Source organism: Streptomyces sp. NPDC040718, assembly GCF_055593565.1.
Window position 1 is genome coordinate 468054 of the sequence record NZ_JBVIXO010000001.1, and the last position, 14603, is coordinate 482656.

The window sequence follows — 14603 nt, forward strand, 5'->3', positions numbered from 1 at the left end:
TTCCCGCCATTCCGATGGGCGAAACCCGCCGTTCGGTGTGACCTGCACGACGGAAGTCCCGCCCGGCCTGCATCACACGCCCTGGGAGGCGTAGCCTTTATCCCCGCTGTCCATACCTTGTGAAGCGGAAGAGGGCGGTTGCCGCCGTGTCGCCACAGTCCCCCAGTAACCCGAGCACCACGACCGACGCAGCAGAGGGCGGGAAGAACCCCGCCTCAGGCTTCGGCGCGAATGAGTGGCTCGTCGACGAGATCTATCAGCAGTACCTCCAGGACCCGAGTTCGGTCGACCGGGCCTGGTGGGACTTCTTCGCCGACTACAAGCCGGGGGGCGCTGCCGCCCCGGTGAAGGCGGCCGAACCCATCAAGACCCCGACGACGGACGGCGCCTCCGCACAGGCCGCCACCGCCACTGCCGGGGTCCCTCAGGCCGTCGACGCCGCCACGGGGGCGGCGCCGGCCGCGCCCGCCGCCGCGCCCACACCTGTGTCAGCTCCTGCCCCTGCTCCTGCCACCCCCTCTGGTGCCCCTGCTGTGACTGTCACCTCCCAGGCCCCGGCCGCCGCACCGGCCGCGCCCGCCCCTCAGGCTCCGGCCGCCACCACCCCGGCTCAGAAGGCCGCGCCCGCCACCGAGGCCCCCGCCGGCCCCGAGCTGGTGACGCTCCGCGGACCCGCCGCCGCCGTGGCGAAGAACATGAACGCCTCGCTGGAAGTGCCGACGGCCACGTCCGTCCGCGCCGTCCCGGTGAAGCTGCTGTTCGACAACCGCATCGTCATCAACAACCACCTCAAGCGCGCCCGGGGCGGGAAGATCTCCTTCACGCACCTGATCGGCTACGCGATGGTGCAGGCCATCAAGGCCATGCCGTCCATGAACCACTCCTTCGCGGAGAAGGACGGCAAGCCGACCCTGGTCAAGCCGGAGCACGTGAACTTCGGCCTCGCGATCGACCTCGTGAAGCCCAACGGCGACCGCCAGCTCGTCGTCGCCGGCATCAAGAAGGCCGAGACCCTCAACTTCTTCGAGTTCTGGCAGGCCTACGAGGACATCGTCCGCCGCGCCCGCGTCGGCAAGCTGACGATGGACGACTTCACCGGCGTGACGTGCTCCCTCACCAACCCCGGCGGCCTGGGCACCGTCCACTCCGTGCCCCGCCTGATGCCCGGACAGTCGGTCATCATGGGCGTCGGCTCGATGGACTACCCCGCCGAGTTCCAGGGCACCTCGCAGGACACCCTGAACAAGCTGGGCATCTCCAAGGTCATGACCCTGACCTCGACCTACGACCACCGGGTCATCCAGGGCGCGGCCTCCGGCGAGTTCCTGCGCATCGTCGCGAACCTGCTCCTCGGCGAGGACAAGTTCTACGACGACGTCTTCGAGTCGCTGCGCATCCCGTACGAGCCGGTCCGCTGGAACCGCGACATCGACGCCTCGCACGACGACGACGTCACGAAGGCCGCCCGTGTCTTCGAGCTGATCCACTCCTACCGGGTCCGCGGCCACGTCATGGCCGACACCGACCCGCTGGAGTACAAGCAGCGCAAGCACCCCGACCTCGACATCACCGAGCACGGCCTCACCCTGTGGGACCTGGAGCGCGAGTTCGCGGTCGGCGGCTTCTCCGGCAAGTCGATGATGAAGCTCCGCGACATCCTCGGCGTGCTGCGCGACTCGTACTGCCGCACCACCGGCGTCGAGTTCATGCACATCCAGGACCCGAAGCAGCGCCGCTGGATCCAGGACCGCATCGAGCGCCCGCACACCAAGCCGGAGCGTGAGGAGCAGCTGCGCATCCTGCGCCGCCTGAACGCGGCGGAGGCCTTCGAGACCTTCCTGCAGACGAAGTACGTCGGCCAGAAGCGCTTCTCGCTGGAGGGCGGCGAGTCCGTCATCCCGCTGCTCGACGCCGTGATCGACTCGGCCGCCGAGGCCCGCCTCGAAGAGGTCGTCATCGGCATGGCCCACCGCGGCCGCCTGAACGTCCTGGCGAACATCGTCGGCAAGTCGTACGCGCAGATCTTCCGCGAGTTCGAGGGCAACCTCGACCCGAAGTCCATGCACGGCTCCGGCGACGTCAAGTACCACCTGGGCGCCGAGGGCACCTTCACCGGCCTGGACGGGGAGCAGATCAAGGTCTCGCTCGTCGCGAACCCCTCGCACCTGGAGGCGGTCGACCCGGTCCTGGAGGGTGTGGCCCGCGCCAAGCAGGACGTCATCAACAAGGGCGGCACGGACTTCACCGTCCTCCCGCTGGCCCTGCACGGCGACGCGGCCTTCGCCGGCCAGGGTGTGGTCGCCGAGACGCTGAACATGTCGCAGCTGCGCGGCTACCGCACCGGCGGCACCGTCCACGTCGTGATCAACAACCAGGTCGGCTTCACCGCCGCCCCGGAGTCCTCGCGTTCCTCGATGTACGCGACCGACGTGGCCCGCATGATCGAGGCGCCGATCTTCCACGTGAACGGTGACGACCCGGAGGCCGTGGTCCGCGTCGCGCGGCTCGCCTTCGAGTTCCGCCAGGCGTTCAACAAGGACGTGGTCATCGACCTCATCTGCTACCGCCGCCGCGGCCACAACGAGTCCGACAACCCGGCGTTCACGCAGCCGCTGATGTACGACCTGATCGACAAGAAGCGCTCGGTGCGCAAGCTGTACACCGAGTCCCTCATCGGTCGCGGTGACATCACCCTGGAAGAGGCCGAGCAGGCGCTCCAGGACTTCCAGGGCCAGCTGGAGAAGGTCTTCGCGGAGGTCCGCGAGGCCGCCACGCAGCCCGCGGTCGCCGCGCCGGCCCCGGCCCCGCAGGCCGACTTCCCGGTCGCCGTGAACACGGCGATCTCCCAGGACGTCGTGAAGCGGATCGCCGAGTCGCAGGTCAACATCCCCGAGGGCGTCACCGTCCACCCGCGTCTGCTGCCGCAGCTGCAGCGCCGCGCGGCGATGATCGACGACGGCACCATCGACTGGGGCATGGGCGAGACCCTGGCCTTCGGTTCGCTGCTGATGGAGGGCACCCCGGTCCGGCTGTCCGGCCAGGACTCCCGCCGCGGCACGTTCGGCCAGCGCCACGCGGTCCTCATCGACCGGGAGACCGGCGAGGACTACACCCCGCTGCTGTACCTGTCGGACGACCAGGCCCGCTACAACGTCTACGACTCGCTGCTCTCCGAGTACGCGGCCATGGGCTTCGAGTACGGCTACTCGCTGGCCCGTCCGGACGCGCTGGTCCTCTGGGAGGCCCAGTTCGGTGACTTCGTCAACGGCGCGCAGACCGTCGTCGACGAGTTCATCTCCTCGGCCGAGCAGAAGTGGGGCCAGACCTCCGGCGTCACGCTGCTGCTGCCGCACGGCTACGAGGGCCAGGGCCCGGACCACTCGTCCGCCCGCCCGGAGCGCTTCCTGCAGATGTGCGCGCAGGACAACATGACGGTCGCGATGCCGACCCTGCCGTCGAACTACTTCCACCTGCTGCGCTGGCAGGTCCACAACCCGCACCACAAGCCGCTCATCGTCTTCACCCCGAAGTCGATGCTGCGTCTGAAGGCCGCGGCGTCGAAGGCGGAGGAGTTCACGAGCGGTTCGTTCCGTCCGGTCATCGGCGACACCACGGTGGACCCGAACGCGGTCCGCAAGGTCGTCTTCTGCGCGGGCAAGGTCTACTACGACCTGGAGGCCGAGCGGGAGAAGCGCGGCATCACGGACACCGCGATCATCCGCATCGAGCGTCTGTACCCGCTGCCGGGTGCGGAGCTGCAGGCGGAGATCGCCAAGTTCCCGAACGCGGCGAAGTACATCTGGGCGCAGGAGGAGCCGGCGAACCAGGGTGCGTGGCCGTTCATCGCGCTGAACCTGATCGACCACCTCGACCTGGCGGTCGGCGCGGACATCCCGGCGGGCGAGCGCCTGCGGCGCGTCTCGCGTCCGCACGGTTCTTCGCCGGCGGTGGGTTCCGCCAAGCGCCACCAGGCGGAGCAGCAGCTGCTGATGAACGAGGTCTTCGAGGCCTAGTCGCTGACGCGACCCGCACATGGCGGAAGGCCCGGCCCCCCACCTGGGGGCCGGGCCTTCCGGCTTTCCCGGCGCTGCCGGGGCCCGGCCCCGGACCCCGCGCCTCAAACGCCGGCGGGGCCGTTACGGCTGGGGTTCGAAGTCCCAGTAGGGGCGGGTCTGCTGGCGGGCCGAGACCGTGTGGACGTGTTGGGGGCCGAGGGTGCGGGTGAGGGCCTTGAGGCCGGCGTCCTCGTGTTTCGAGGCCTCCGCGTCCTCGCGTACCGACCGGAGGTCCGCCGCCAGGGCGATCTGGGCGCTGAGCGCCATGGGGTGGTCGGGGCCCAGGACCCGTTCGGTGGCCCGGAGGGTGTCCCGGCTGAGGTCCAGGGCGGCTTCCAGGCGGCCGGTGATGTTGCGGTGGCCGGTGGCGTTGAGGGCGCAGCCCAGGGTCCAGGGGTGGTGGTCGCCGAGGGCGCCGCGCATGCCGACCAGCGCCTGTTCCGCGAGGTTCAGGGCTTCCGTGCGTTCGCCCTGGGCGCGCAGCACCAGGGCCAGGTTGCCGACGGTGCCGATGCTGTACGGGTGGGCGAGGCCGAGCTGCGACTGGTAGCCGCGTACGACCTCCTCGGAGATCCGGCGGGCCTCCTCGATGTCCCCGTACTCGCGCAGGTAGGTGGCGTAGTCGGAGGCGACCATCAGGGTCCAGGGGAACTCCGCGCCGAACACCCGGGTGGAGCGTTCCAGGACGCTGCGCAGCCGGGATCCGGCGCCGGGGATGTCGCCGGTGCGGCGCAGGCACTGGCCGAGGTTGTGTTCGGCGCGCAGGGTCTGCGGGTGGTTGGCGCCGAGGACCTGGACGTGGAGTTTGAGGCCCTGTTCCTGGCGGGCGAGGGCCTCGCGGTAGCGGCCCATCAGGCGCAGGCCCATGGCGCAGCCGATGCCGGAGGAGAGGGTGGCGATGTGCCGGACCCGCAGTACGCGTTCCCGGCGGCGCAGGGTGTCGAGGTCGGTGTCGTAGGCCTCCTGGTAGCGGCCGAGGAGGCGCAGGGCGACGGCGACGTTGTTCTGGGCGCCGAGGGTGGTGGAGTCGTCCTCGCCGAGGAGTTCGCGGTAGGTGGCGAAGGCGTGCTCCAGCAGTTCGCGGGCCTCGTCGAACTTGGCGGTGCTGAGGAGGACGCCGGCGTAGGTGCTGGTGGCGCGGAGTGTTTCCAGGTCGCGGTCGCCTCGTTCGGCGAGGAGCCGGTCGGCGACGGAGCGGGCGAGGGTCTCGGCCTGCCGGAAGTGGCCGAGCATGCGCAGAGCGCCGCCGTAGTGGTAGCTGAGCTCGCGGACCTGGTCGTGGTCGTCTCCGAGCATGGCCCGCCAGACGCCGTCGGTCTGTTCGGACAGGCGCAGGCAGGTGCGGTACTCGCCGGCGAGGATCAGGTAGCGCAGGCAGTGCAGCAGGAAGTTCTGGATGCGGGGGTTGCCGCTGGTGAGGACCCCGGCGTGGTCCAGGTGCGGGATGAGTTCGGCGTAGCGGGGCCAGAGCCGGGAGTCGGTGGGGCGGCCGGGGTCGGCAGCGGCGAGAACCTGGCGGACGGCGCGGGAGAGCTGGTCGGACTCCTCCTCGGCGAGGTTCTCGCGAACGATGTTGTGGACCATGCGGTGGAGCTGGACGGTCTCCAGGCCGCCGCCCTCCTCGACGGAGAGGTCGGAGTATTCCAGGCGGACCACGGAGAACTGGACGAGCTTGTTGAGGGCCGCGTTCCAGCGGATCTGGTCGTTGAGGATCCCGGCGAGGTGTTCGGGGACGCCGTCGGCGGGGAATTCGCGCAGCAGCCGCAGGGGGACGCGGCCGGGGGCGAAGAAGACGAACAGCCGCAGCAGGGCGAGGGCGTCGGGGAAGTTCTCGCGGACGTTGTTGAGGAGTATCGCCAGCGCGGTCGGGAAGGGCAGCGGGTAGTCGTCGGAGAGGGTGACGGCCTCGTGGGAGTCGAGGCGGTGCTGGAGGAGGGTGAGGTACTCGCCGACGCCGAGAGGGGAGTCGGCGAGCCAGCCGGCGGTCTGGTCGAGGGCGAGCGGGTAGTCCTCCAGGGCTTCGGCGAGCTGGTCGGCCTCGTCGCCGGTGAGCCGGCGGGCGCGGCGGCGGATGAAGGTGACGGACTCGGGGCGGGCGTAGAGGGGGACTTCGACGAGGCTGGTGTGCCGGGCGGCCCATTCGCGGTTGCGGGAGGTGATGATGACGTCGCCGGCGCCGGAGGGCAGCAGGTCGGTGAGGTCGTCGGGGTTGTCGCAGCCGTCGAAGACCATCAGCCAGCGGTGGTACGGGGACCCGCGCCGCAGCGCCTCCAGGACGGAGCGGATCTGCTCGCCGTAGCTGCCGGCGCCGCGCGGCAGGCCGAGGGCGGGGGCGAGGTCGGCGAGGCGTTCGCGGAGGGTGGGCCGGTCCTCGGCGGGCACCCACCACACGACGTCGTACTCGGAGGCGAAGCGGTACGCGTACTCGGTGGCGACCTGTGTCTTGCCGACGCCGGAGAGGCCGAGCAGGGTGACGGTGGAGGCGCCGGGCGGGGCTTCGGTGAGGGCGGCGCGGAGCCTGCCGATGACGTCGTTGCGGCCGGTGAAGCGGGGGTTGCGGCGCGGGACGCGGCCCCAGATCTCGGGCGGGTCGTTGGGGAAGCGGGGTCCTCGGCGGCCGCTCTCGGTGCCGATCCGGTCGGTGGGCAGCTCCAGGCGGCGCAGTACGCGGTATTCGGCCTCGTAGGCGTCCAGGCCCCACAGGTCGGTCTTCTCCAGGGCGGCGACGGCGCTGGGCAGCGGGGCGTCGGTGAGGCAGACGGCGGCGAACCGGCCGGGGTGGGAGGCGGTGACGGTGCGCAGGGCGGTGTTCCACTCCTCGTCGGTGTGGGTGCCGGCGGAGAAGTAGCGCTCGCTGAGGACGACGAGGATCCTGCCGCCCGCGCGGGCCAGGTCGTCGAGGGCCTCGGTGAGCCCGCCGTGGCTGCTCTGCGGGTCCCAGCGCTGGAGGACGACGCGGTGTCCGTGTTCCTCCAGCCTGTGGGCGATCCACACCGCCCAGGGGCGGTTGAATCCCGCGAAGCTGATGACGAAGCGCTGCGCGGGGGCGGCTCCGTCTCGGTCGTGACGCATGGCGGTACCGGTCATGCGGCCGTCTCCCTGGGGTCCGTGCGATGGACGGGGTGCGGGGCGGTTCGGCTTGAAAGGTACCGCAGCGGACGGGGCGTCATACCCGTACGAACGGGGCGAGTTCGGGGTGCGCCTCGCACCAGGCGCGGCGTTCGCGTTCCAGGGTGCGGCGGGCTCCGGCGTGCTGGTCGCCGGGCGGCGGGGTGGCGTCCATGGCGCGTTCCGCGGCGGCCATGCCGTCGACGAACTCCCGTCCGGTGACGGTGAGCGCGGGGTGTGCGCGCAGGGCGGGGAGGACGGCGGCGACCTGGGCGCGGATCCGGGCGTGCTGGGCCCAGGCGCCGCGGGCTCCGTAGAGGGCGGCGTGCTGCCAGTAGCCGGCGAGGGCGAGGTGCGCGTAGGTGCCGTGGAGGAGCCCCTCCAGGGGGCGCGGGTCGGCGCGCCAGGGGGCCCAGTGGCGGGGGGTGCGGTCGGCGGTGTGCAGGGTGAGGACGTCGGCGAGCGCGGCGAGTTTGCCGTGCTGCACCTCGTGGACCAGGGTCGCGGCCAGGGCGGGCGGGGCCTGGGCGCGGGCCAGGACGGAGCCGGCGGCGGCGGGCAGGGTGGCGCCGCTGGAGCGGGAGCCGCCGGCGAGGGGGACCACGGAGCGCAGCAGCAGGCCGATCTCCTCGGCGCGGGCGGAGTCGTAGCGGCCCAGCAGGGTGTGCGCGCCGGACCACTGGATGTCCCAGCGCTTGTGCCCCTTGGGGGTGAGCCGGCGGGCCGGGCGGACGGCGGCCGGGCCCGTGGCGGGGCCGGGGGGCGGGGCGGCCCGGTAGGGGTCGAGGTCGTCGAGGGAGGTGCGGGCGCGGCCGGGCAGGGTGTGCAGCGGGAGGGCGTCGGCGGTGTCCCAGGAGCGTTCGGTCAGGGCGAGCCGGCCGGGGCCGTGGGGGCGGAGCAGGCCGAGGGTGGGCAGGACGAGGCGGCCGTTGACGGGGCGCAGCGTGGTCTTGAAGCCGATTCCGGCGCGCAGCGCGGCGGCGGCGGCGAGCGCTCCGAGGTGGCCGAGGTCGGGCGGGGGGCCCTGCGGGGCGTGCAGGCGGCGCAGGGTCTCCTCGGCCCAGACGCCGGTGGCGGGGTAGTGCAGTACGTCGTGGACGGCCGCGGGGTCCTGGCGTTCGGCTTCCTCCAGGAGCGCCCAGTGCTCGGCGGTCTCCCCGCCGGGTGCGGCGTCGAGCACGGCGCGCAGCAGGAGCAGCCGCTTGGAGCGGCGTACGTCGTGCACGAGGCGGGTGCCCTCGTCGGAGGGTTCGGTGGAGGCGAGGGCCCGCAGGGTGTGGGAGCTGACGGCGAACCGGGCGAGGTCCTGCCCCGGTGTGCCGTGGCTCCCGGGTGTCCCGGGGGCCTCGTGGCCGGTCCGCTGGGCGGGGAGGCCGGTGCCGGTGCCGGTGCCGGTGTCGGTGCCGTGGGTCATGAGGCGGCCCGCCCGGCGGTGGCGGCGGCGTGCAGGGCGCGGGCGATGTGCCGGATGACGGCCTGGAGGTCGGCGCAGTACACGGAGGGCTGGAGGAAGCCCTCCCGGGCCCGGTAGCGGTGCGGGTAGTGGCCGCCGCCGCACACTTCGACGAGCTCGCAGGCGCGGCAGTCGGCGGCGAGGGCGTCCCGGCCGAGTTGGCGGGCGGCGAAGCCGGGGTGGTCGAGGAGGTCGTCGAAGCTGTGGTGGTCCAGGGTCATGCCGGTCGAGGCGGCCCCCTCGTAGGCGGACTTCAGCGAATCGGCCTGTTCGATGCTGCCGTCGGTCTCGACGACGGCGGTGGTGACGGGCGCCAGGCCCAGGGTCTCGGTGGCGGCGGGCAGGCCGAGGAGCAGTGCGATGACCTCCTCGAAGATGCGGATCCTGGTGCGCCGCGCGCCGTCGTGCCACCAGCGTTCGAAGACGGCGAGGAGCCAGTCGCCGTACGGGGTGCCGTGCCCGGTCCGGCCGGGCGGCGGGGTGCTCCAGTTGGCCAGGGGCAGCAGCAGGCCGATGCTGGGCGGGGCGAAGGCGAGGAGGGACTCGTACGTCTCGACGGGGTCGTGGGCGAGGTCCACCACGCACAGCACCCCGGCATAGCTGTCGGGGTGGCGGGCGAGCAGCCGCAGTCCGCGCGCGGCGGCGTCGAAGCCGGGCCGGCCGGTGTGGTCGACGCGGCGCCGGTTGTGGGCGGGCAGGCCGCCGTCGAGGCTGACGCCGACCCGGATCCCGGCGGCGGCCAGGGCTGCGATCCGGCCGGCGGTGAGCAGGGTGCCGTTGGTCTGTACGGCGGCGGTGACGCGGGTGCGGGGCGCGTGCCGGGCCACGGCGGCCCGTACCGCCTCCACGGGGGCTGCCAGTGCGGCGGGTGCGGCGAGGAGGGGTTCGCCGCCGTGCAGGACGAGGTCCACGCGGGGAAGTTCGTGGGCGGCGGCGTGCTCGCCGATCCGCTCGGCGGCGCGCAGGGCGGTGGCGGGGGTCATGGCGGCGGGGCGGGTGCGCCAGCTGCGGTCGGCCATCTCGTACACGTAGCAGTAGGTGCAGGCGAGGTTGCAGCGGCTGTGCGTCTTGAGGACGAACTGCCGGATCGGCTGCGGGCGGTGGCCGGCGGCGCGCAGGCCGGGGACGTCGAGCCGGGCGTACGGCCAGTGGGCGTGGCGGGCGTGACCTGCGAGGGTCCGGTGCGCGGGCAGCACGGGACCGCTCGTGATCGCTTGGCTCATCGCCTGTACCTCTCCCCTGCGGACGGTCCATCCCTGCCCTCCGCGGGGGCCCGGCTAACGGCGGAAAGTGGTCAACTCCGGCGCGGGGCGGCGGCGGTCAGGCGACGCCGGAGTCGAACGCGTTGAGGATTTCGGCCGGGTGCGTGACCCGGTCGACCAGGCCGTCGATGACCTCGGCGAGCACGGGGTGGTCGATCCCGCGCAGCGCGGCCAGGTCGATCCCGGTGAGGTCCGGGAGGCCGGGCCGCGGCCCCGGGCACGGGCGGGCCGGTGGTGGTGCTGCCGCTTCCTGACGTCCGGTCACCATGGGCTGCCCGTCCCCTTGTCGTGTGTGGTCCACTGCCCTTTCCCTGCGCCCGGCGGGGGGAAACGGCTCAGCTGCCCGCCTCCAGGGCCCGTACGCGGGTCCGGACGGCCCGGGCCCGTTCGCCGTCGGGGTCGCCCAGGCGCCGCCAGAGCTCCAGGGCGGCCCGGTAGGCGTCCAGGGCGGCGCGGGGGCGGGCGAGGCGTTCGAGGACCTCCCCGCGCAGCTCCTGGACCCGGGCGGCGAGCGGCAGCGCCGTGCCGGCCCGTTCGTCCGGGCCGGCCTCCAGTGCGGCGCGCCAGGCCCGCCGGTAGGAGTCCGCCGCGCGGTCGAGGCGGTCGGCGGTGCGGGTGTGGGCGTGGATCTCCTGCTGCACGTCCCCGTGTTCCCGCCAGGCGCGGGCCCGTTCCAGCGGGCCGTGGCTCTGCCGCACGGCCAGCTCCAGCAGGTACTCGGCCTCCCGCAGGTCGACGAGGTCCCCTTCGTAGGCGTGCCGCAGCCGCAGCCCGGCGGCCAGCCGCAGCAGCCGGTACGCCGCCCCGGGGTCGGACTGGGGCACGGCGGCGCGGCTCTCGCGGAGCACGCGTACGGCGGTGGAGGCGAGGCGCCGCCCGTCCGCGGCCCGGGCCCGGTCCAGGAGTACGTCGCCCCATTCGGGCAGCAGCTCCCCGAAGGCCTCGCCGTCCCGGGGGATCAGCCGCCGGGCCCGGGCGTACGCCTCGGCCGCCTCGTCCAGGGCGGCCGGGTCCGCGTCGCGGGCGTACCGGGCGCGGTGTACGCGGGCCAGGCACAGCAGGGCGGCCAGCCGCAGCCCGGAGTCCCCGGCCGCCTCCTCCAGGGCCGTCGCCAGCTGCGCGGCGGCCTCCTCCAGCCGTGCGGGCAGGTACCGCAGGGCCGCGCCCAGCTCGACGCGTACCCGTGCGGCGAGTCCGGGGTCCGGGGCGGGGGCGGGGGCGGGCTGCGGGGCGTCCGGGCCGGGGTCCGGGGCGGCGGCGTCCGGGGCGGGGGGCGCGGCGAGGAGGGCCGTCAGGGCTGCGGCCAGGGTGTCGGCCGCCCGCTCCGCCAGGGCGGTGCGGGCGGCCGGGTCCGGGGTGCGCGGGAGGAGGGCCACCAGGACGCGGCCCAGGGTCAGGAGGAGTTCCGGGTCCGCCGCCCCCGCGCCGGAGGCGATCGGCTCCAGGGCGGCCCGCGCCTCGTGCAGCGGCCCCGCGTCGTCGCGCAGCGCGCCCAGCCGGAGCAGGGTGCGGGCCCGCAGTACGGCGCAGTCCCGGTGCAGGGCGGGGTCGGCGGCCGCGGCGGCGAACTCCCGGTCGGCGGCGGCCAGCAGCTCCGGCGCCGCGCCCGACGCCACCGCCCGCTCGTACAGCACCCGGCCCAGCGCGGCCCGGCCGGCCGGGGTGCCGAGCCCGGTGACGGCCCGTTCGGCCTCGTCGAGGAGTTCGGGGTCCCGCTGGACGGCCCACAGCCGCAGCAGTACCCCGGCGAGTTCGGTCTCGGCCTCCTCCGGGGGGTCGTCGGGGCCGGGCGGGGCGGCCACGGCCCGGCGCAGCAGTGCGGCGGACTCGTACAGGGGCCGTGCGTCGGGGTCGGGCGTTCCCGCCGCGAGCCGCTCCCGGGCGGCGCGGACCGCCCAGCCGCGGCCGGGCGGCGGGTCGGCGACGGGGACCGGGACGGGCGGCGCGGGGGGTGCCGGGGCCTCCTCGGGCGGGCCGGGCAGGTAGCGGCGCACGACCTTGGCGGAGACCCGCGCGAAGGCCTGCGGGAGCTGCCCGGGCGGCACCCGGCCGCCGTCCCACCCGGCGTCCGGTCCGGGCGCGGGCGCGGTGTCCGGCTCCGCCGCGGGTTCTCCGGTGAGCTGGGCGACGGCCAGCGCGGGGAAGTTGCGCACGCCCCGGCCGAAGTGGGCCCGTACGTATTCGGAGCAGTGCTTGAGCACCAGCGCGGCCTCGTCCCGCCCCAGCGGCCCGAGCAGCACCTCCTGCACGCCGGGCACGAACTCGTACCACTGTCCGGGCGGTTCCCCGCTGCGCCGCAGCAGTCCGCTGAGCAGGACCTCCGCCAGGTCGGAGGGTTCCGAGTCGGGCAGCATCGTGCGCTGCACCAGCCGCATCACGGGCAGGGTCAGCGGGGCCGCCGCGAGGTACACGGCGAGCTGGACGGCGCCGGGCGCGGCGGAGGAGCGGAACCGGCGCACCAGTTCCCGCGGCGGCCGGGCGGTGGGCGGCAGCGGTACGGGGGCGGCGGGGTGGCGGGCGAGGACGCGGCCCACCTCGGCGGGGACGGGCCCGGTGCCGAGTCCGGCGACGAGCCGGGCCCACGCCCCGAGGGCGATGGCGTTCGGCGGCAGTACGGGCACGGTGAGGCCGCCGGTGGGCCGCCCGGGCCGGGGCGGCCGCTCGGGCCGGAACCTCAGCCTCGTCCCGCCGCCGCCCGTTCCCCCGCCCCCGCCGGCGCGTTCCAGCACCCCCCGCTCGGTCGGCAGCCAGCTGCGGCTCCACAGCCGCTGCGGCAGGGGCTGTACGACGGCGCAGGGCGCGCACTCGGCCCAGCGGTGCAGGAGCCGCTGGGCCTCGCCCTCCCGCCACAGCGGCCCGGCGCAGTCGGAGACCACGATGGTCAGGGCCCGCCCGGTGGGGTCGCGCAGCTGGTCGCCGGAGCGCAGTCCGGGGCCGGGTGCGGGGCCGCGGCCGACGGCGGCTGTGCCGTCCGGGAGCCGGTGCAGGTGGTGGGCCTGGACGTCCCGGAAGGCGCCGAGGCGTTCGCACACGGAGCGGAGTTCCTCGAACATCTCCCGCCAGACCGCCATGGAGGGCGAGGCGTCCATGACCAGGCGTACGGTCGCCTCGCGCCGGCTCTCCGGCCGGAACACCGGGATGACCAGGCCGAGGGCGCGGGCGCTGGCCTCGGCGGTGGCGGCCTCGTCGAGGACGGTTCGGGTGGGGCGGCCGGGGGGCCGGTGGCGCTGGAGGGCGCGCAGGGCCCGCTGGATCTCCAGGATCCGGGGCAGGGCGGCCGCGCCGGGCACGCGTACGGGCACCCCGCCGGCGACGGGGATCTCGGCGGCCGCCCCGGTGTCGGGGGCCTGGGGTTCCCCTGCGGGGTAGAGGCTGACGGGGTCCTCGGGGTCCGGTTCCTCCTGCGGCGGCTCCGGCGGCTCGGCGGTGCCGGCGGGCCCGGTCGGGCCGGGCGGCTCTCCGGGCGCGGCGGTGCCGGGGCCGGGGACGGCCGGGGCGCGCCCGGCCGCGGCGCTGCCTGCCCTGGCGGCCAGCCAGAGCGCGTCGGCCAGCTCCTCGGCGGTCGGGTCGAGTCCGGCGGCGCGCAGCAGGCCGGCGAGGGCGCGGATGTCCGCGGCCGCGGCCCCGTCGGGGTGGGCGGGTTCCTGGGGCACCGCGGCTCACCTCGGGCGGTCGAGGCGCTGGATGAGCAGGTCGGCGAGGTCGTCCCGGCTCGGCGGGGCGGCGTAGTGGGTGAGGTAGATGGCGTTGAGCAGCTGGTCGGCGGCGACCAGTTCGGAGCGGGAGCGGGTGAGGAACTCGCGGATCAGGTCGGCGCCGAGCTGGGCGGCCTCCTCGCCCAGGTGGGCGCGGACCATGGTGGCGAGCCGTTTCTCGCCGGGCTGGCCGAGCTTGAGCTGGATGCAGCGGCGCAGCAGGGCGGCGGGGAAGTCCCGTTCGCCGTTGCTGGTGAGGAGGATGAAGGGGAAGGCGCGGCAGCGGACGCGGCCGTCGCGGACGGTGACCTTGGCCCCGTCGTCGGTGAGGACCTGGACCTCGGGTTCGGAGTCGGCGACGCGTTCGAGTTCGGGGAGGGTGAACTCGCCTTCCTCCAGGACGTTCAGCAGGTCGTTGGGCAGGTCTATGTCGCTCTTGTCGAGTTCGTCGACGAGCAGGACCCGGGGGCGTTCGGTGGGCAGCAGCGCGGTGCCGAGGGGGCCGAGCCGGATGTACCTGCCGATGCCGGGCGCGCCGGTGGTGCCCGCGGCGCCGGCTCCGGCGGCGATCTGCACGTCCTGGAGCCGGGCGAGGGCGTCGTAGCGGTAGAGGCCCTCTTGGAGCACGGTCCGCGACACCACCGGCCAGCGCAGCACCCGGCCGAGTTTCAGCTCGTGGGCTACGGCGTGCGCGAGGGTGGATTTGCCGGTGCCGGGGTAGCCGGTGACCAGGAGGGGCCGGCGCAGGTAGAGGGCGGCGTTGACGGCCTCCAGTTCCTCCGGCTCGGGCCGGTGCAGTTCGGCGGCCTGCCGGTGGGCGCCGAGGCGGCGGGCGACGTTCCCGTCGGCGGCCGCGGCGGGCCCGCCCGGCTCCACGGCGGGGCCGCCGTCGAAGTCGCGCCAGGGCGGCGGTTCGGGCAGGGCCTCGATCCCGTCGTGGGGTTCGCCCACGCCCCGGTAGATGAGCCATTCGTCGTTCACGCCCGCTCCCTCCCGCACAGCCCGTACACCCCGTACCCCGCTCCGGCCC

7 protein-coding genes are annotated in these 14603 nt (G+C 74.6%); 1 reads left to right on the plus strand and 6 read right to left on the minus strand.

Translation table 11 applies throughout. The features are described 5' to 3' along the window. Nucleotides 1-146: 146 nt before the first annotated feature. Nucleotides 147-4013, plus strand: a complete 3867-nt coding sequence (locus tag ACZ597_RS02115; protein WP_471323738.1) for a multifunctional oxoglutarate decarboxylase/oxoglutarate dehydrogenase thiamine pyrophosphate-binding subunit/dihydrolipoyllysine-residue succinyltransferase subunit — start codon at nucleotides 147-149, stop codon at nucleotides 4011-4013. Nucleotides 4014-4136: 123 nt separating this feature from the next. Here the strand turns inward: ACZ597_RS02115 and fxsT are convergent, their stop codons facing one another. The 6 genes from fxsT to ACZ597_RS02145 form a co-directional block, all read right to left on the minus strand. Then, complete coding sequence (fxsT, locus tag ACZ597_RS02120) at nucleotides 4137-7142, minus strand: FxSxx-COOH system tetratricopeptide repeat protein (protein ID WP_471323741.1); 3006 nt, start codon at nucleotides 7140-7142, stop codon at nucleotides 4137-4139. A 79-nt stretch (nucleotides 7143-7221) separates the two neighbouring features. Next, a complete protein-coding gene (locus tag ACZ597_RS02125; RefSeq protein ID WP_471323743.1) occupies nucleotides 7222-8577 on the minus strand; it encodes an HEXXH motif domain-containing protein in 1356 nt (451 codons plus the stop codon). Next, complete coding sequence (locus ACZ597_RS02130) at nucleotides 8574-9839, minus strand: FxsB family cyclophane-forming radical SAM/SPASM peptide maturase (RefSeq protein WP_471323746.1); 1266 nt, start codon at nucleotides 9837-9839, stop codon at nucleotides 8574-8576. The genes ACZ597_RS02125 and ACZ597_RS02130 overlap by 4 nt, the downstream gene beginning before the upstream one ends. A gap of 97 nt (nucleotides 9840-9936) precedes the next feature. Continuing rightward, nucleotides 9937-10146, minus strand: coding sequence for an FxSxx-COOH cyclophane-containing RiPP peptide (fxsA, locus tag ACZ597_RS02135; protein ID WP_401250206.1), 210 nt, complete (start codon nucleotides 10144-10146; stop codon nucleotides 9937-9939). 67 nt (nucleotides 10147-10213) lie between these two features. Continuing rightward, a complete protein-coding gene (locus ACZ597_RS02140) occupies nucleotides 10214-13531 on the minus strand; it encodes an SAV_2336 N-terminal domain-related protein (protein WP_471323749.1) in 3318 nt (1105 codons plus the stop codon). A gap of 6 nt (nucleotides 13532-13537) precedes the next feature. Beyond that, nucleotides 13538-14554: an AAA family ATPase gene (locus tag ACZ597_RS02145; protein WP_471323752.1), complete on the minus strand. Its 1017-nt coding sequence runs from the start codon at nucleotides 14552-14554 to the stop codon at nucleotides 13538-13540. Nucleotides 14555-14603 lie beyond the last annotated feature (49 nt).

Coding starts and splice junctions, on each gene's coding strand:
- fxsT (WP_471323741.1), bottom strand. CDS start 7,142: ATGACCGGTACCGCCATGCGTCACGACCGAGACGGAGCCGCCCCCGCG.
- ACZ597_RS02125 (WP_471323743.1), bottom strand. CDS start 8,577: ATGACCCACGGCACCGACACCGGCACCGGCACCGGCACCGGCCTCCCC.
- ACZ597_RS02130 (WP_471323746.1), bottom strand. CDS start 9,839: ATGAGCCAAGCGATCACGAGCGGTCCCGTGCTGCCCGCGCACCGGACC.
- fxsA (WP_401250206.1), bottom strand. CDS start 10,146: ATGGTGACCGGACGTCAGGAAGCGGCAGCACCACCACCGGCCCGCCCG.